This is a genomic window from Dyella sp. 01L423 (assembly GCF_056399945.1).
Genome location: NZ_JBFTSI010000002.1, coordinates 600,780 through 618,499, shown reverse-complemented (window position 1 = coordinate 618,499; position 17,720 = coordinate 600,780). Strand labels below are relative to the sequence as shown.

The following is a 17,720-nucleotide window of genomic DNA, read 5'->3' as shown; positions in this document are numbered from 1 at the left end:
GGCGCCGTGGCCCCACGGTGAAAGGTGCGCGGCACTGGCCGCGCACCCACGGCGCTTACGGCGCCTTCGGAGACTTCATCTGCTCGACCACGCTGAGCGACTTGCTCACGTGATCCTTGGGATGCAGATGATCGATTTCCGAGGAGAGTACGGAAGCAATCTTGCCGTCGCGCCCGATCACGAAGGTGGTGCGCTCGATGAAGCCATGATCGATGGCCACGCCGCGCACGTCGACGGCCTTGGGATCGGCAGCGGACACCTTCAGGCCATAGGACTGGGCGATCTTGCCGTCAGGATCGGAAGCCACCGCAAACTTGCCGGCGCAGTAATTCGGATCGGACGAGAAGGTGTTGAGGCGATCGATGCTGTCCTCGGAGACGCCGATCACGGTGGCGCCGGCGGCCTTGAACTTCTCCGTCTCCTGCGCAAACTCGTGCGCTTCGATATCGCAGCCGCCGGTATAGGCCGAGGGGAAGAAGTAGACCACCACCGGACCGGACTTGAGCGCGTCGGCCAGCGAGAAGGAGATGGTCTTGCCTGCCTTGCTGGCCGGCGCGTTGAAGCTGGGCGCGGCGTCGCCCTGGCCGGCGGCCGCAAACGCTGACGTCGCCAGGGTCAGGGCGGTGATGGCGAGCGAACGGACAAGAAAGTGTTTCATTGCTTGGAGCCCTTGTGGTGGAGAGGGAGGCCTGGCCGGGTAACCCGCAAGCGTCCGCGGTTAGTACCCGTTGTGCGCGGGAAGGTTGCCATCTTGCGCCAAAGCGGGGCAACCCGCTCGTCTCTGGGCTCGAAATGAACGAGCTTTCATCTTGGCCCAGGGTGCCGCGCCAGCTTTCGCCCGGCACCCGCCTTATGCGGGCAGTTCCAACGCCACTGCCGTGGCCTCGCCGCCGCCGATGCACAGCGACGCCACCCCTCGCTGCAGCTTCGCGCGCCGCAATGCATGCACCAGGGTCACCAGCAAACGGGCGCCGGTGGCGCCAATGGGATGGCCGAGCGCGCAGGCGCCTCCGTGGATATTGATCTTGTCACGCGGGATGCCCAGTTCCTTGGCGGCAATCATCGGTACCACGGCGAACGCTTCGTTGATCTCGAACAAGTCCACGCTGTCGATGGACCAGTCCAGGGTCGCCAGCAACTTGCGGATCGCCGGCACCGGCGCGGTGGTGTACCACGCGGGCTCGTGCGAATGCGTGGCATGGCCTTTGACGATGGCCAGTACCGGCCAACCCTGCTGCTCGGCGATCGAACGCCGTGTCATCAGCAAGGCAGCCGCGCCATCGGCGTTGGCCGAGGCACTGGCGGCCGTGATGCTGCCGTTTTCGCGAAAGGCGGGCTTCAAGGCGGGGATTTTTTCGACGGAGACGCGCTGCGGGTGTTCGTCATCCTTGAACACACTGGTGCCCGCGCGGTCATGCAGTTCGATCGGCGCGATCTCATCGGCAAAGGCTTGTTCGCGTGCCGCCGCCTGCGCACGCTGCAAGGTCTCGATGGCCCAGGCATCCTGCGCAGCGCGATCGAAGCCATAGCGTTCGGCGGCCATCTCGCCAAAGTCGCCCATCGGCCGGCCTTGCTCGTAGGCGTCCTCCAGACCATCCAGCATCATGTGGTCAAAGATCTGATCGTGGCCGACGCGATAGCCGCCTCGGGCCTTGGACAACAAGTAAGGCGCGTTCGTCATCGATTCCATGCCGCCGGCCATGACCACCCGGGCCGAGCCAGCGGCGAGCAGGTCATGCGCCAGCATGGCCGCCTTCATGCCCGAGCCGCAAACCTTGTTGATGGTGGTCGCGCCCACCTCGCGCGGCAGCCCCGCACCCCAGGCCGCCTGACGCGCTGGCGCCTGTCGCTGCCCGGCGGGCAGCACGCAACCCATCAGGACTTCGTCGACGCGTTCCGGCGCGACGCCCGCGCGGGCGATGGCGGCGCGCATGGCGATGCTGCCCAGCGCATGTCCGGCAAGACCGGATAGCGCGCCCTGGAAACGCCCCAGCGGCGTACGGGTGGCGGCGACGATAACGACGGGGTCGGAGGTGAGCATGATGGAATCCGTAGCCGAGTTTGGGATGGATGTGGATTTTTATATGATACACATCATATTTAAGTTAAGAAGAGCGAGCGCAAGCGTTTCGGTCGCTGCGGCCACCGCCTCGCGCACGCACGCGGCGCTATCCTGAAATCCCATCCAACGAGCGACCCGACATGACACGTCTGCAGCTCCCGCTGGTTCCCGCCAGTTTCTTTGGGATCGTGCTTGGCCTGGCCGGACTGGGCAACGCGTGGCGCGTTGCCCACCGCGTGTGGCAATTGCCCGCCGTGGTCGGCGAGTCGCTGCTGCTACTGGCCGCCCTGGTATGGATCACCCTGGTGGCCTTCTATGCGGCCAAATGGATTTATGCCAGCCAGCATGCCAAGGGTGAGCTCGGCCATCCCATCCAATGCTGTTTCGTGGGACTGATCGGGGTCACGGGCATGCTGGTGGCTGGCGCAGCCCTGCCCTATTCGCGCGCCGCCGCACTGGGTCTGTTCGTGCTGGGCGCACTCTATACGATCGCGTTCGCGGCGTGGCGCACCGGAGGACTCTGGCAAGGCGGCCGTGATGCGAACCAGACCACGGCGGTGCTTTATCTGCCCACGGTGGCCGGTTCCTTCGTCACGGCGGCGATCGCGTCCACCTTGGGCTATCCGCAATGGGGCGAGCTGGCTTTTGGTGCGGGTTTGTTTTCCTGGCTGGCCATCGAATCGGTGCTGATCCATCGGCTCTATACCGCCGATGCGCTGCCGTTGCCGATTCGTCCGACGCTGGGCATCCAGCTGGCGCCGCCGACCGTGGGCGCCATGGCATATCTGAGCCTGAGCGGCGGTCCGCCGGATTTGTTCGTGCATGCGCTGCTCGGCTATGGCTTGCTGCAAGCCCTGATCCTGCTACGCCTGCTGCCATGGATTCGCGAGCAGCCGTTCTCGGCCGGCTACTGGGCCTTCACCTTCGGCGTCACGGCCCTTGCGGCCGCGCCGCTACGCTTGATCGAACGCGGCGAAACAGGGCCGCTGGCCTTGCTCGCGCCCTACCTGTTCATCATCGCGAACCTGATCATTCTGGTGATGTCCGTGGCAACGCTGAATCTGCTTGCCCGTGGTCGTCTGATACCACCGGTGGCCGCGGCAACGCCGCCGGCGCCCGCCGTGCCGTAGACAAACAAGCGCCCCGCCGGGAGCGCACTCCCGGCGGGGCGTCGCCATCGATCAGGCCGCCAGATCGAAACGGTCGAGGTTCATCACCTTGACCCAGGCCGCCACGAAGTCGCGCAGGAATTTCTCCTTGCCGTCTTCAGCCGCATAGACTTCCGACAGCGCTCGCAGCTGGGCATGCGCGCCGAAGATCAGATCGACGCGGCTGCCCGTCCACTTCACCTTGCCGGTCTTGCGCTCGCGTCCCTCGAACACGTCGTGCGAGGTCGCCGACCACTCAACGCCCATGTCGAGCAGGTTGCGGAAGAAGTCGTTGGTGAGCGTTTCGGGCTTGTCGGTGAGCGCGCCATGGGCGTCCTTGCCAGTGTGCACGTTGAGTACGCGCAGACCACCGATCAGCGCGGTCATCTCCGGCGCCGACAGCGTCAACAGCTGGGCCTTGTCGATCAGCAGCTGCTCGGCCGGGATGCTGTACTTGCCCTTGAGGAAGTTGCGGAAGCCGTCGGCCACCGGCTCGAGCATGGCCACCGACTCAACTTCCGTTTGCTCCTGCGTCGCATCCATCCGGCCCGGCGAGAACGGCACATTGATCGGATGTCCCGCATTCTTCGCTGCCTGCTCGATACCGGCACTCCCGGCGAGCACGATCAGGTCGGCCAGCGAAATCTTCTTGCCGCCGGATTGGCTCTTGTTGAAGTCGTCCTTGATGCCTTCCAGCACCTTCAGCACCTTCGCCAGTTCCTCGGGCTGGTTGACCGGCCAGTCCTTCTGCGGCGCAAGGCGAATACGTGCGCCATTGGCGCCGCCACGCTTGTCCGAACCGCGGAAGGTGGACGCCGACGCCCATGCCGTGCGTACCAGTTGCGCGACGGACAGCCCTGACGACTGCAGCTTCTGCTTCAGCGACGCGATGTCCTTGTCGTCCACCAGCGGATGATCGACGGCGGGAATCGGGTCTTGCCAGATCAGCTCTTCCTTGGGCACTTCCGGCCCGAGATAACGAGCCCGTGGGCCCATGTCGCGATGGGTGAGCTTGAACCAGGCGCGGGCGAACGCATCAGCGAACTGGTCCGGATTCTCCATGAAGCGCCGCGAGATTTTCTCGTACGCCGGATCCACGCGCAGCGCGATATCGGTGGTGAGCATCGACGGCGCGATGCGCTTGTCCTTGTCGTGCGCATGCGGCACGGTGCCGGCACCGCCGCCATTCTTCGGCTGCCATTGGTTGGCGCCGGCCGGGCTCTTGGTGAGCTCCCATTCGAAGCCGAACAGGTTCCAGAAGAAGTTGTTGCTCCAGCGGGTGGGTGTGCTGGTCCAGGTCACTTCCAGGCCGCTGGTGATGGTGTCGGCGCCCTTGCCACTGCCGAACGTGCTGACCCAACCCAGGCCCATGTGTTCCAGATCCGCGCCTTCAGGCTCCGGACCCACATTGTCGGCAGGCCCGGCGCCATGCGTCTTGCCAAAGGTATGACCACCGGCGATCAACGCCACGGTCTCTTCGTCGTTCATCGCCATGCGGCCGAACGTATCGCGGATGTCGTGACCGGCAGCGGCCGGATCGGGATTGCCGTCCGGGCCTTCCGGATTCACGTAAATCAGGCCCATCTGCACGGCGGCCAGCGGGTTTTCGAGATTGCGTCCGCCGTCGGTGCGGCTGGTTTCGCTGCCATGCAATTCCGGCTCGGCCACCAGCACGCCTTCCTTCTCGTGCCCGGGCGTGCCCTTGCCATAGCGGATATCGCCGCCCAGCCAGGTCTTCTCGTTACCCCAGTAGACGTCCTGGTCGGGTTCCCAGGTGTCTTCGCGTCCGCCGGCGAAACCGAAGGTCTTGAAGCCCATCGACTCCAGTGCGACGTTGCCGGCAAGAATCATCAGATCGGCCCAGGAAATGCTCTGGCCGTACTTCTGCTTGATCGGCCACAGCAGGCGGCGTGCCTTGTCCAGGCTCACGTTGTCGGGCCAGCTGTTGAGTGGCGCAAAACGTTGCTGCCCGCGCCCGCCACCGCCACGGCCATCGCCGATGCGGTACGTGCCGGCGCTATGCCAGGCCATGCGGATGAACAGCGGGCCGTAGTGACCGAAATCGGCGGGCCACCAATCCTGCGAATCGGTCATCAGTGCCGTCAGATCTCTCTTGACCGCCGGCAGGTCGAGTTTGTTGAACGCCGCGGCGTAGTTGAAACCTTGATCCAGCGGATTGGATTTGCTCGAGTGCTGCGCAAGCAGATCCACTCGCAGCTGCTTGGGCCACCAGTCCCGATTCGTCGTACCGCCGCCGGCGGCATGGATGAAGGGGCACTTTGCTTCGGTTGACATGCGCTCTCTCCTTGGGAGGATGAACCCACTACACGTTCTACGATGCGTCAGGCGTCTATGCCCCTGTCGTGGCGGGAAACCGAAAGCGGTCACCCAAGGTGCATGATCCTGGTCCGGTGGGCCGCCTGGATGCGCGCCGGGCGGGTTCTGGCGCGCGTCGACGATGCCCGCAGTTGTCGGAGCTTACGCCGACCGGAGCGAAAGTTCCGTATTCGGTGGGCGCCCGACCAGCGTGCTGCCGGGACTGACCAATCCACGGCAAACCGCGGCCATCGCCGAGGCGCCGTGGCAGACAATGTCGGCGCCCATTGGCCGTCATGCGCCTGCCACATAGCGGGGGCATGGTCGCGCCGTATCGGCAAAGAGGGTGTTGCCATGGCTCATAAAAATGCAGCCACTGCGCCGCTGCGAGCATGGGACGGTGCCGTCCCCCTGCTGATGTCGCTGGCGGTCTTGCTGATGATCGCGTCCGAGCTGCTGAGGTACGGCCTGCACGCGCACCACGTCAACGACCTGGCCGATCACCTCGCCCAGCTGCTGATGTTCGGGCAGATTCCCATCATGTTCTGGTTCGCCGCGCCGGGACGTCGTCGCGTCCGGCAGGTCCTGCCCACGCTGGGCTTGCAGCTCGCGCTCTGGGCGATCACGTTTGCGCTGGCGGTTACGCTGACCTGAGCAAACATCGCGCTGTGGTGGTCACCAGGTTGGCAATCACCACAGCGCGATCAGGCTGTCTTAGGCTTTCTTCTTCGCAGCAGTCTTGCGTACCGCGCGCTTCATCGCTTTTTTCGGCGTCTTTTTGGCGGCTTTGGCGCGCTTGGGCTGTGCGGCGGAGGTGGCGGCGCCATCGATCAGCAGATCCGCTTCCGTCACGCCGCGACGCTTGAGCGCCTTCACGAACCAGAGCGGCTGGCGTCCGCGCCCCGACCAGGTCACGGACGGATCGGACGGATCGCGATACTTCGGCGCCACCGAGCCGGTCTTGCCCTTCTTGCCCGCGACCTTCTTGCCACGCGCGGGATAGATATCGTCCAGGCTCAGGCCGGCATGGCTCAACAGGGAATCGATCTTGTCCTTGATGGCCCGCACGTGGGCCACCCGTGCCTCCTGCATATGGGCGCTCGCGTTCGCGATCAGAGCCTGCAGTTCTTTGGGCGAAAGGTTCTTCAGATCAATAGCCATCGATATACCTGCGTAGTGGGTTCGCGCTCAGTCTAAGCCATTGCAAGCCTTAAGACCCCATCGACCTGTCTGATTCGCAGGTGCGGCAGCATCGATTGCGGACCAGGTCCATCATTAACATCAATCTGACTGTCGCCACGTTGACAAAATCTCCACGCGATTCGTCGCTGACTCTGCACCATGAAGATCAACAGCAAGCCTTTATTGCGATGTCCTGCGGCATCGACGACGGTCAGTGACAAGCCCCGCCGGCTCCCTCCGCGGCTCTCGCCATGAATCGTCGCGAGCTGCGCGTGGGTGGGATCATTCTGGCGGCCGATAGTGCCAGTCGCCTCGACGCGCTCAGGCAGGTCATCGCCATCGATGGCGAGCCCACGGTGCGGCGGGTCGCGCGGGATGCGCTGGCCGCACGTCTTCAGCCCGTGGTGGTCGTGGTCGGTGCGCAAGGGGACCGCGTCATCGATTGCCTCAACAATCTGGACATCGTCCCGGTAGAAAACCAGGCATCGTCGGAGGGTGCCGGCGGCTCGCTGGCCGAGGGAGTAAAAGCGCTCCTGGCCAGCGCAGAACCACTGCGGGCACTGATGGTGCTCTTGGCCAACCAGGCATCGATCCGCGTCGGCCATATGGAAAAAATGCTAGCGGCTCACGCGGCGAAACCCGACCGCATCCTGGCCTGCGGCCGGCAGCGCGTGCTGCGCCCGCCATGCATTTTCCCCATCGCCTATGCCCAGGAGCTTGCCACGCTACAGGCAACCACCGGCGCGGAATCCTTGCTGCAGAAATACGCCGCGCAAGTCGATGCCTTCGACCTGCCCGAGGCATTTGTCGACGCCGACAACCCTGACGATGAAAGCACTTGGCCAAGTCTGCGGGCGAAACCACCCACCGATGACGGGGCCTTTTGAACGCCAGACGGGGCACTCGATTTCAGGCTGACCGCCCCCATCTGAGGACAGTTCCCAAGCCCTTTGCCCCGCCCGCCCGTGACGCAATTTTCACTGTTTTCCCAAGGCCCGCTGATTCTGCTGGACGACGCCAGCGGACGGATCGTCTATGAAGAAAACGTCATCCCCGCCGAGCACGCGGCGCAGTGGCATGCACAGCTTCTGGATAGTCCCATCTGGCGGCAGCAGCGTCGCGTGATGTACGAGCGCGAGCTCGATGTGCCGCGCCTGACCGCGCATTTCGCTGCCGAGGAGGCGGAGTTGCCCGAACCCTTGGGCAGCGCGCTCGAGCGGGTGCGCGCCATCACCGGTGAGCAGTTCAACAGCATCGGCCTCAATCTCTACCGCGATGAGCACGACAGCGTGGCCATGCACAACGACCGACTGGGCGATCTGCAGGAGGGCCGCCCGATCGCGCTCATCTCACTTGGCGAGACGCGCCGCATGCACATCCGCAACAAGAAACACGTGCCGGCACGGCGGTTGGACCTGGATCTGGCGGCCGGCAGCCTGCTGCTGATGAGCTGGGAAACCCAGCTTCACTACGACCACGGCATTCCCAAGCAGACCCATCCGCTGGGTCCGCGCATCAGCCTGGCATTCAGGACACGCAAGCGCGACTGAGTGTTGCGGCTGAACGCGCAACGCAACACTCACGCGAGCGCGACGCTCCATTGAAGACCCAGGCGACAGCCTCGGGGCACCTCCATGCAAAGGCCGTGGCCATGAGCACCGAGAAGAAAGATCGGGAACTGCACCATCAGCCGCCGGGCACGTCAGGCTATCCCGAGCCGCAACCGACGCCATCGAAGGGCAAAGCCATGCCTGACGAACACACGCCGCACGAGCCGCAAAACAACCCGCGGCAAAAGCCCAAGTCGTCGTGAGGATCGGGCTGCGGACTTAAGCGCTGGATCGTGTCGCTCGCTTGCGGGCGGGCGCTTTCTTGGCCGTCTTCTTCGCGACTCGCTTGCGCGGCGCAGCGCCCTCTTTGACCTTGCCGCGTGAAACCGCCTTCTTGGCGGGTGTCCGTTTCTTGCTGGCCAGGCTCTTCTGCAGCAGTGACATGAAATCCACCACGTTAGTGCTGGCGTTTTCCGGCGCCGACGCCTCATCCTCAAGCGGCGTCACCACGCCCTTGGATTTCATGCGCTTCTCGATCACCTTGTGCAGGCGGTCGCGGAACTCGTCACGGTAGTCGCCCGGGTCCCACTTGCCAGACATGGAATCGACGAGTTGCCCGGCCATCTGCAATTCCTTGGCGGTGATGCGGTAGCTGGCCGTCTTGCCCGACGGCAGCGCGTAATCGTCCACATCCACCAGCTCCTGGGGATAGCGCAGCAGCACCAGCAGCAGGCTGTCGTCTTTGGGAATCACGGCGGAGAGATAGCCGCGCGTACGAATGACTACGCGCGCGATGCCGATCTTGCCGGTGCGGCGCAGCGTTTCGCGCAGCAGCACATAACCCTTCTCGGCCTTCTTGCCCGGGACCAGCACATAGGGCTTCTCGAAGTATTCCGGTCCCACTGACGCCGCATCGACAAAGGCTTCCACTTCCACTGCCTCGCGCCCTTCCGGCGAGGCGGATTTGATGTCTTCCGGCCGCAGCACGACGTAACTGCCTTTCTTGTATTCGTACGCCTTGACGATGTCCTTCCACGGCACTTCCTCGCCCGTATCGGCGTTGACGCGCTCGTAGCGGATGGGCGTATTGCTGCGGCTGTCGAGCATGCGGAAATGCAGGTCGACGCGTCGCTCCGCCGGCATCACCGATACCGGCACGTTCAATAGACCGAACGACAGCGTTCCAGTCCAGATGGGGCGGGCCATGTCAGGGCTCCTCGTAGGACGAACCCTGAGCAAAAGCCCTGGCGCGTGAGCCCGCGGTGAGCCATGCGTGAAATCCCGCGTGCGCCTCCCGCTAGGCGTGCTCGCTGGTGCCGTCCTTGATCGCCGCCAGCATCTCGCGCGCCAGTTCCACCATGGTGAACGGCTTGCTGATCAGTCGCACGCCTGCGTCCAGGATGCCGTTGTGGACGATCGCGTTGCGCGTGTAGCCGGTCATGTAGACCACGATCAGGTCGGGATAGCGCTCCTTGGCCTTGCTGGCCAGCTGGCGGCCATTGGTGCCAGGCATCACCACATCGGTAAGCAGCACGCTGACGTCGGGATGTTCGTCCAAGGCAAGCAGCGCGGCATCGGCTCCGCCGGCCTCGATCGCGATGTAACCGATTTCCCGTAGCGCGTTGACCACGAACAAGCGGACATCCTGATCGTCCTCGACCACCAGGACTTTGTGATGCGAGAGCACGGCCTCCTCACGATGAGGCGCGACGGTTTCATCCAGCGCCTCGGAGAAGTCGCGCGGCAGATAGAGCTTCACCGTCGTGCCGACGCCGATCTCGCTGTAAATCTTGATGTGGCCATGCGATTGCTTGACGAACCCGTGTACCTGGCTGAGGCCCAGGCCGGTGCCCTTGCCCAGCTCCTTGGTGCTGAAGAACGGGTCGAAGGCTTTCTGCATGACCTCCGCACTCATGCCGCCACCGGTGTCGGTCACCGCCACCATCACGTATTGGCCCGCGGTGACTTCAAGATGCTGCTTGGCGTAGGTGCGGTCGAGCACCGTGTTTGCCGTTTCGATGGTGAGCTTGCCCGAGCCGCCCATGGCGTCGCGACTGTTGACCGCCAGGTTGACGATGGCGCTTTCCAGCTGCGCACGGTCGACGAAGGCGGGCCACAAGCCGCCGGCCTGCACCGTCTCGATCTTGATGTTTTCACCCAGCGACCGGCGCAATAGCGCGGACATGTCGCGGATGCACAGGTTGATATCGGTGGGCTTGGGCTGCAGCGCTTGCTGTCGTGAGAACGCAAGCAGTTGCTTGGTGAGCTCCCCCGCCATCATCGCGCCATTGAGTGCGTTGTTGGCCGGCCCCTGCAGGCGAGCGTCCTCCGCTGGCAGCCGCCGCATCAGCAACTCGAGATTGCCGATGATAATGGCCAGCATATTGTTGAAATCGTGGGCGACGCCGCCGGTGAGCTGGCCAATCGCTTCCATCTTCTGCGCCTGGCGCAGCTGTGCCTCCACCTCTTCGCGCTGCTGGATTTCCTGCTCCAGCGCCTCCACGGAACGTCGCAGCGCATGCGCATGCTGGCGGCCTTCGCGTATCACCAGATAGGCAAGCGCGCAGGCCAAGCCTATCGCCAGCACGATGGCGATCATCAACAGCAGGCGCTGTGTATCCATGGCCGAGGTGCGCTTGCGCAATACGGTCTGCTCGCCCCGGTCCATGCCGGTGACTACGCTGCGTATCTGCACCATCAACTGGCGACCGATATCGCCCTTGACCAGCGCCCCGGCCTCATCAAGCTGGCCGTTGTCGCGCAGTTGCACGGTGCGGCCGAGCTCATCCATCTTTGCGGCAATGAGATCGAACAGCTGATTCTGCTGAGCAGCCCGTTCGGGGCTTAGCGCCACCATCCGGCGCAGCTGGTCTTCGCGCTCGGGCAGTTGGGCCTTGGCCTCGAGGAAAGGCTGCAGGTAGGAGCGATCGCCGGTGAGCAGGTAGCCGCGCTGTCCCGTCTCGGCGTCCTGCACCAGACTGAAAAGCTCCCAGGTACTCTGCTGCAGCTCCAGCGAATGCTCCACCCACCTCTCGGCGCGAAAACTCGACGCCACCGCAAACACGATCAACACGCAAGCCACGCCCAGCAGCGCGAACCCGCCGACGATGCCTCGCCTCATGCGCGAGCGTATGGCTACCGATTCCATCGAACCCCCTTGAACACCATCGCCGATTTCCCCCACTGCGCGACGAGGGCGCGCCGCCAGCGAACTGGAGGCGTCACCGTTTCATAACGCTGATCCCGCGATTTTGCCCATACGGCAGGTGCTGTCAATGCGGTCTTTATCGTGTGTAGAGAGCTGAATTGCGTTCATACGATTTCTTGATACGGTCATCACCTTCCCTGCCGCTACCATGCCTTCACGCGCCGTATGGGCGTCAGGCTGGGGGAAAGCGAATGCGCATGATGGCCACGCGGGAACGCAGTGTCACCTCGCTCGGGGAACGGGCGGCGTTTGACGAGGCGATGGCCATTTACCTCAGGAAGGTTGCCGATTGCCGGCGCAGGCGCCTGGGGGCGGATCTGCTGCTGGTGTTGGCGTGCGTGCTGCTTGCCGGAAGTGGGCTGGTATCGCCTGCGTTACGCCTGGCGCTGTTGCCTCTGGCGTTTGGCGTGGCGTGGACCGGCGTTCATCTGGGCGAGCGGGCCTCTCGCGCGCGGGCACGCCTGCGCTGGTGAGCTGGACCTAGGGTTTGGACACCCTGTCGACCGGGCGCCTCAGCGCATCGAATGATCTCTCTGTCACCGATAGCGGTGACTGCAGGCAAGCCATGAATGCATCGCCGTCGAGCTTCAGCAGCGCCATCCCAGGCTGGATCGGCGAAGCGTTCGGCCGACCTTCGGCGACGGAAGCGATGCAGTGGCTGCTCGCCACCATCGGCCAACAAGTAGGCGCGGACGTCTGCCTGGTGTTGCGTATCAACGGCGCGGGCACGCATGGCTCACTCGCGTCGTCGTATGGTCCTAGTGCTCAAGCCCTCTCGCGCGATCTCTACCCGCTGGGCGGCAGCACTATCGAACAGGTGTTCGGCGCACCGGCGCCGGTAGCGCTGGAACGGACGATGCTCAGTCGCGACCCGTGGCTGGCCCATCTGGGTGTCGCTGGAGGCGCCACGGTGGCCTTGCAACAAGGCCCCATGAAATTCGGTTCGCTCGGTGTCTACTTTACTCACGACGACGTCGACGTGACCGACACCATCGCCCTGCTCGCCGAAATCCGCATGCTGATGTGGCCGCTGCTGTGCTGGCAGATGCTGGGTGGTGACAGCGCAACGTCCAGCGCCGCGATGGGCGCCGTGCACCGCGCCAACAATATCCTCAGCAATATCGTGCTGCTGACCGATCTTGCCCTGGACACGCCCTGCGGACGCAACGACGAGCATCTGCGCGCGCTCCTGCTGCGCATGGCCAGTGAAGGTGTGCGCTGTGCCGACGTGCTCAGGGAAATCAGCCCGGGCTAAAGAGTAGCGGCGCCCTGCCGAGCGCCGCTCTCCCTGTTAGAGCGTAGTAGGACTAATTAATGGTGCTTGTCGAGGTCGCGCTGGCGATCGTGCTCTTTGCCGATTTCCTTCTGGATCTTGCCAGCATTCTTTTCGATGTTGCCCGCGGCTTCCTTGGCGGGGTTGTTGGTGACCTTGCCGACGCCTTCTTTGATGGCGCCCTTCACTTCATGCTTGGTGCCTTCAACGCGATTCTTATCCATAACATCCTCCAGAGCCGCCTTATTGCGACAGGACGTTTTTAGGAATTGCGTGGTGCCCGCCCTGTGAAAATAGAAGAAAGCACACCGATCTTCTGAACGCGTCTTCAGCTGCGTTGGCCACTTGTTAGCAGCGTGGCAAGGACACATGCGCAGCACGTGCGCATTCACGCACCAGTCGGCGCGCTCAATTGAGCATGTCGCGCACCTTGGTCAACAGCTGGTCGATCTCAAAGGGCTTGATCAGGATGTCCATGCCCTCGTCGAGCAACTCTTCTCCGGTCAATGCACGTTCGGCATATCCGGTCATGAACAGGATCGGCAAAGCCGGTCGCCATGCGCGCGCGGCCTCGGCCAACTGCCTGCCATTCATGCCTGGCAGACCGACATCGGTAAGCAGCAGGTGGATGGCCCCGTCCCCACGCAGCGCGCGCAGTGCGGCTTCCACATCCTCCGCCTCGGTGCAGTGATAACCCGCATCGGATAGAAGCTCGCGTGCCAGGGCGCGCAACGAGGTGTTGTCTTCCACGATGAGGATGCTTTCGCCTTGCCCCTGCACTGAGTCGACCGAGGCATCGACTTCTTCCTCCACCTGCAATTGCCCGCGCGGCAGGGTAAGCCGCACTTCGGTGCCCACGCCCTTCTGGCTGCAGATGGCCACGCGCCCTCCCGATTGCCGGGAGAATCCGTAGATCATCGACAGCCCCAGGCCCGTGCCCTTGCCGATCGGCTTGGTCGAGAAGAACGGCTCGAACACTCGCTCCAGCACTTCGGGCTCGATGCCGGTGCCATTGTCGATCACGGCCACCTGCACATAGTCCCCATTGGGCAATTCACTGTCGCCATCCAGGCTGACCGTGGATGTCAGCACGCGAATCTCGCCGCCATTTGGCATGGCATCACGCGCATTGATGACCAGGTTGATGATGGCGTTTTCCAGCTGGTTCGCGTCCACCTTGGCGATGCCCGTGCCGTCCATCAGGTCGAAGCGCAGTTCAATGTGCTCGCCAATGGTCCGGCGCAACAGGTCGCCCAACGAACGCACCAGGTGATTGATGTCCACCGGCTTGGGATCGAGCGGCTGCTGGCGCGCAAAGGCCAGCAGGCGATGGGTCAGCGACACGGCGCGGCGCGCCGAACCCAGCGCCATATCGGCAAAGCGCTGCACGCCTTCCACGCGCCCTTCGGCAACATGGCGACTCATCAGGTCGATGCCGGTGATGATGGTGGTGAGCAGGTTGTTGAAATCGTGTGCGATGCCGCCGGTGAGCTTGCCCAGCGCGTCCATCTTCATGGCCTGGTGCAGCTGCGACTCCGTGCGCTCGCGCTCGGCGATTTCCTGGGCCAGCTGGGTGTTGACCGAGGCCAGGGCCGCCACGTGGCGCTGCTCGCGCCGCCACTGCTCGGTGACGTCTTCGACGAAGACCAGGCCAAGATCCGGCGCACGATACGGCGCGATGCGCCACTCGATATAGCGTGCGACGCCACGAATACTCATCGAGAATGTGCCGCGCCAGCGCTTGCGCTCCGACAGATGCGTGCGCAATTGCTCCAGTGCGTCATCCTGATTGTGCTCGAAGGCGGCGGGAAGCCTGCCTTCATCCACGGCACCATCCAGCAGTCGCATGAAGGCCTCGTTCGCCTCATGCACCACCAGGCCCGAGTCCATCACCGCGATCGGCGCGATGGCGCTGGTGAAGATCTCGCGGAAACGGGCCTCGCTTTCCAGCAGCGCATCTTCGGCAATGCGTACGCGCAACAAGGTGCGCAGCGTGGCCAGCAGTACGTCCGGATCCACCGGGTGGATGAGATAGGCATCGGCGCCCGCATCCAGACCGGTGATCAAATCATTGGTTTCGATCGATGCCGCCGACACATGGATGACCGGCAGCAATCGGGTGGGAGCCTGGCTGCGCAGATGCCGGACGATATCGAAGCCGCTGATATCGGGAAGATTCACATCCAGGATCAACGCCGCGAACGCGTGCTGCGCCATCAAGGCCAGGCCCTCCGTGCCCGTGCCCGCCTCCATCACGGGATAGCCGTGGCGCTCGAGCACACGCCGCATCGAGTAGCGCGTCGCGGCATTGTCGTCGACGATCAGCAGCGGGTTATGGCGTGGCATCGGCAGCAGCCTCCGGGAGCGTGCGCGGAAGAACAACGAAAAACACCGAACCCTCGCCCGGTTTGCTTTCCATGCCGACGTGGCCGCCGAGCAATTCCGCGTAGCGCTTGCACAGCGCAAGCCCCAGGCCGGTGCCGCGCAGCCGCTTCTGCAGCGGCGATTCCAGCTGACTGAAATCCTTGAACAGATCCTGCTGCAGGTCTTGCGGAATGCCGATGCCCGTATCGCGCACGGCGAAACACACGGTGCCATCGTCCTGCAGGTGCGCCGACACTTTCACCGTGCCACGCGGCGTGAACTTCAAGGCATTGGAAATGTAGTTGCGCAGGATCTGCGCCACTTTGCGATCGTCCGTGTAGAGCTTGGGCATGCCTTCGGGATCCTCGAAAATGAGGTCGGCATCGGTCATCTCGGTGATCGGACGGAAAGTGCCGCGCAACGCGGAGAACAGATCCACCATGTCGAACCAGGCCGGCGAGATAGTGATGCGCCCTGCCTCGATCTTGGCCAGGTCCAGCAAGTCATCGACCATGTCGCTCAGTTCGCGCGCGGCGTTGGAGATGTACCTGACCTGGCGGTGCTGTTCTTCCGAGAGCTCGCCGTCCATTTCGTCGGTCATGATGCGCGCGATGCTCAGGATCGAGCCCAGCGGCGTTCGGAATTCGTGGCTCATATAGGACAGGAAGCGGCTCTTCAGCTCGGAGGCTTCGCGCAGCTGTTCGGCCTGCTTGTCCAGTTCGGCGTAGAGCGCGACCACGCCCTGGTTGGTTTCGTCCAGTTCGGCGCGCAGCGCAGCCGACTCCTCGCGCAGGCGCTCCAGCTCGCCGCGCACGGAGGCGTCGGATCCGCCGGACTTGATGGAATCAGACATGCGGCCGCTCCAGGGCAATCACCATCACGGTGGCATCGTCGCGATTCCGATTAAAGTCGCGATGCAGTACCGCAGCAATCACCGCCGGATGCCGCTGCAAGAGACCCGGGTAATCCGCCATGCGCCACCTCGATTGCAGGCCGTCGCTGTGCATGATCAGCAGCTGCCCGATGATATCGCTGAAATCGAAGGCCTGGGCGCGCCGGAACTGGGCGCCGACGATGCCAGGATGCGAGGCCAGGCCGCGCGTGGACTCCGCCGTCAGCAACGAGGCGGAGATATTGCCGATGCCGGAGAAGCGCAGCGTACCCTGCGCCGTGTCCACCCGGGCCAAGCCCACCGCACCACCGCGAGTGCCCATCATGGCCTGATGCAGATCCGCCATCAATGCGGCCGGCTCCGTCAGCGGCTGGGCGACGAAGGCTTTGACGGCAGCCTCTGCCGCCATCGCCGCAGCTTCGCCATGCCCTAGCCCGTCGACCATCAGGAACGACCAGGTGGTGTCCTTGCTCGCCAGCGCCCAGCCGTCGCCGCAAGACGTTTCACCGTGCAGCGCCGTCTGGCTCACGCCGAAGCGCAGGTCTTCGTTGGCCTGCTGGCGCGGATAGAAACGAGCGAGCACCACCGAGCCGCGGCTATCGGCGTAGACATCCATGACCTGCGACTGGCGAACGACAGCGCCAAGCCCGATGCCCTGGGTACCGCGGGTGGAAAAGCCATCCGGCAGGCAACTGGCAAGACTGAAACCGGGCCCGCGGTCCACGGCGATGATCTCGACGCCGCGCGTGCTCCGCCCAGGCACTTCCCGCAAGTAGATCGCGCCGCCAAGGCCATGCTTGATGACATTGGTGGCCAGCTCAGTGGCCACCAGCGCGACGCGCCCGCCGTCCGTATCGTCGAATCCCGCTTCGTCGGCCAGCTGCTGCGCATAGCGGCGTGCCTGGCCGACCTGGGTGATTTCATCGATCGCAATGGCGACGCCCAGCGACCCAGGCAGCGTCAGTTCCATTTGGTGATGGTGACGCGCGTCCCTTGTCCTGGCGCGCTCTGTATTTCAAATAGATCGACCAGCCGCTTGGCGCCTGCCAGGCCCAGCCCAAGGCCGTTGCCGGAAGTCCAGCCATCGGTCATGGCTTGCTTGAGATCGGCAATGCCCGGGCCGGTGTCGCGAAAAACCAAGCGCACGCCTTTGCGCGCGCCCTCTTCCACGATCTCCCAATCCATGTCGCCGCCACCGCCATAGATCACGGCGTTGCGCGCCAGCTCGCTGACCGCGGTCACCAGCTTGGTCTGGTCCACCAGACGCAGGCCGCATTCCTGTGCCAGCTTGCGCACGGCCTGCCGGCCGAGCACAACGTCCTGCTCAGAGCGAATGGCGTAGGTTCCACTGTGCGGTGTGCTCATTGATTGCGGACACGCTCGCGCAGAAGTTTCATGCCGCGCTCGACATCGAGCGCCGTGCTCACACCGGACAACGTGAGCCCCAGTTCCACCAGAGTGATCGCTACCGCCGGCTGCATGCCGACCACCACGGTTTCGGCATCCATGATGCGCGACAAGCCCGAGATCATGCCGATCATCCGGCCGATGAAGGAGTCGACCACGTCAAGCGCGGAAATATCGATCAGCACCCCCTTGGCCGAGGTTTCGCTGATCTTGGCCGACAAGTCGTCCTGCAAGGTCATGGCGAGCTGGTCATGCATGTCGACCTGGATGGTCACCAGCAGGAAGTTGCCCATGCGCAGTATGGGAATGCGGTCCATC

19 protein-coding genes are annotated in these 17,720 nt (G+C 63.9%); 7 read left to right on the top strand and 12 right to left on the bottom strand.

Annotation, left to right across the window (positions count from 1 at the left end):
* Positions 1–55 precede the first annotated feature (55 nt).
* Together AC1DMY_RS09505 and AC1DMY_RS09500 are read right to left on the bottom strand one after the other, a co-directional pair.
* Positions 56–658, bottom strand: a complete 603-nt coding sequence (locus AC1DMY_RS09505; RefSeq protein ID WP_477164698.1) for a peroxiredoxin — start codon at positions 656–658, stop codon at positions 56–58.
* Positions 659–850: 192 nt separating this feature from the next.
* A complete protein-coding gene (locus AC1DMY_RS09500) occupies positions 851–2,041 on the bottom strand; it encodes an acetyl-CoA C-acyltransferase (RefSeq protein ID WP_477164697.1) in 1,191 nt (396 codons plus the stop codon).
* 161 nt (positions 2,042–2,202) lie between these two features.
* Between AC1DMY_RS09500 and tehA the strand changes: the two genes are divergently transcribed.
* Complete coding sequence (tehA, locus tag AC1DMY_RS09495) at positions 2,203–3,192, top strand: dicarboxylate transporter/tellurite-resistance protein TehA (protein ID WP_477164696.1); 990 nt, start codon at positions 2,203–2,205, stop codon at positions 3,190–3,192.
* Between the two features lie 51 nt (positions 3,193–3,243).
* On the opposite strand, the gene katG is transcribed toward tehA, so the two are convergent.
* The gene (gene katG / locus AC1DMY_RS09490; protein WP_477164695.1) at positions 3,244–5,505 is read right to left on the bottom strand and encodes a catalase/peroxidase HPI; all 2,262 of its coding nucleotides are present in this window, start codon (positions 5,503–5,505) and stop codon (positions 3,244–3,246) included.
* Positions 5,506–5,880: 375 nt separating this feature from the next.
* Between katG and AC1DMY_RS09485 the strand changes: the two genes are divergently transcribed.
* The gene (locus AC1DMY_RS09485; RefSeq protein ID WP_477164694.1) at positions 5,881–6,180 is read left to right on the top strand and encodes a hypothetical protein; all 300 of its coding nucleotides are present in this window, start codon (positions 5,881–5,883) and stop codon (positions 6,178–6,180) included.
* 60 nt (positions 6,181–6,240) lie between these two features.
* On the opposite strand, the gene AC1DMY_RS09480 is transcribed toward AC1DMY_RS09485, so the two are convergent.
* Positions 6,241–6,687 (bottom strand): H-NS histone family protein, encoded by a 447-nt coding sequence (locus AC1DMY_RS09480; protein ID WP_477164693.1) that lies wholly within the window; start codon positions 6,685–6,687, stop codon positions 6,241–6,243.
* Positions 6,688–6,959: 272 nt separating this feature from the next.
* Here AC1DMY_RS09480 and AC1DMY_RS09475 point away from each other — a divergent pair, with 272 nt between their 5' ends.
* From AC1DMY_RS09475 to AC1DMY_RS09465, 3 genes are all read left to right on the top strand, one after another.
* Positions 6,960–7,595, top strand: a complete 636-nt coding sequence (locus AC1DMY_RS09475; protein ID WP_477164692.1) for a nucleotidyltransferase family protein — start codon at positions 6,960–6,962, stop codon at positions 7,593–7,595.
* Positions 7,596–7,673: 78 nt separating this feature from the next.
* On the top strand, positions 7,674–8,258 hold the full coding sequence (locus AC1DMY_RS09470; protein ID WP_477164691.1) for an alpha-ketoglutarate-dependent dioxygenase AlkB: 585 nt from the start codon (positions 7,674–7,676) through the stop codon (positions 8,256–8,258).
* A 101-nt stretch (positions 8,259–8,359) separates the two neighbouring features.
* Complete coding sequence (locus AC1DMY_RS09465) at positions 8,360–8,521, top strand: hypothetical protein (protein WP_477164690.1); 162 nt, start codon at positions 8,360–8,362, stop codon at positions 8,519–8,521.
* Between the two features lie 16 nt (positions 8,522–8,537).
* Here the strand turns inward: AC1DMY_RS09465 and ku are convergent, their stop codons facing one another.
* Together ku and AC1DMY_RS09455 are read right to left on the bottom strand one after the other, a co-directional pair.
* Positions 8,538–9,464 carry a non-homologous end joining protein Ku gene (gene ku / locus AC1DMY_RS09460; RefSeq protein ID WP_477164689.1) on the bottom strand — a complete coding sequence of 309 codons (927 nt, stop codon included), beginning with the start codon at positions 9,462–9,464 and terminating at the stop codon, positions 8,538–8,540.
* A gap of 91 nt (positions 9,465–9,555) precedes the next feature.
* Positions 9,556–11,406, bottom strand: coding sequence for a CHASE3 domain-containing protein (locus AC1DMY_RS09455; protein ID WP_477164688.1), 1,851 nt, complete (start codon positions 11,404–11,406; stop codon positions 9,556–9,558).
* Between the two features lie 251 nt (positions 11,407–11,657).
* Here AC1DMY_RS09455 and AC1DMY_RS09450 point away from each other — a divergent pair, with 251 nt between their 5' ends.
* On the top strand, positions 11,658–11,939 hold the full coding sequence (locus AC1DMY_RS09450; protein WP_477164687.1) for a hypothetical protein: 282 nt from the start codon (positions 11,658–11,660) through the stop codon (positions 11,937–11,939).
* A 92-nt stretch (positions 11,940–12,031) separates the two neighbouring features.
* On the top strand, positions 12,032–12,721 hold the full coding sequence (locus tag AC1DMY_RS09445) for a hypothetical protein (protein ID WP_477164686.1): 690 nt from the start codon (positions 12,032–12,034) through the stop codon (positions 12,719–12,721).
* A gap of 56 nt (positions 12,722–12,777) precedes the next feature.
* Here the strand turns inward: AC1DMY_RS09445 and AC1DMY_RS09440 are convergent, their stop codons facing one another.
* From AC1DMY_RS09440 to AC1DMY_RS09415, 6 genes are all read right to left on the bottom strand, one after another.
* Positions 12,778–12,963, bottom strand: coding sequence for a CsbD family protein (locus tag AC1DMY_RS09440; protein WP_477164685.1), 186 nt, complete (start codon positions 12,961–12,963; stop codon positions 12,778–12,780).
* Positions 12,964–13,147: 184 nt separating this feature from the next.
* A complete protein-coding gene (locus AC1DMY_RS09435; protein WP_477164684.1) occupies positions 13,148–15,085 on the bottom strand; it encodes a response regulator in 1,938 nt (645 codons plus the stop codon).
* Positions 15,072–15,956, bottom strand: a complete 885-nt coding sequence (locus tag AC1DMY_RS09430) for a sensor histidine kinase (protein WP_477164683.1) — start codon at positions 15,954–15,956, stop codon at positions 15,072–15,074. Before AC1DMY_RS09430 ends, AC1DMY_RS09435 begins: the two co-directional genes overlap by 14 nt.
* Positions 15,949–16,965 (bottom strand): ATP-binding protein, encoded by a 1,017-nt coding sequence (locus tag AC1DMY_RS09425; protein WP_477164682.1) that lies wholly within the window; start codon positions 16,963–16,965, stop codon positions 15,949–15,951. Before AC1DMY_RS09425 ends, AC1DMY_RS09430 begins: the two co-directional genes overlap by 8 nt.
* Positions 16,956–17,360: an anti-sigma regulatory factor gene (locus AC1DMY_RS09420; protein WP_477164681.1), complete on the bottom strand. Its 405-nt coding sequence runs from the start codon at positions 17,358–17,360 to the stop codon at positions 16,956–16,958. Before AC1DMY_RS09420 ends, AC1DMY_RS09425 begins: the two co-directional genes overlap by 10 nt.
* On the bottom strand, positions 17,357–17,719 hold the full coding sequence (locus tag AC1DMY_RS09415; RefSeq protein ID WP_477164680.1) for an STAS domain-containing protein: 363 nt from the start codon (positions 17,717–17,719) through the stop codon (positions 17,357–17,359). Before AC1DMY_RS09415 ends, AC1DMY_RS09420 begins: the two co-directional genes overlap by 4 nt.
* Position 17,720 lies beyond the last annotated feature (1 nt).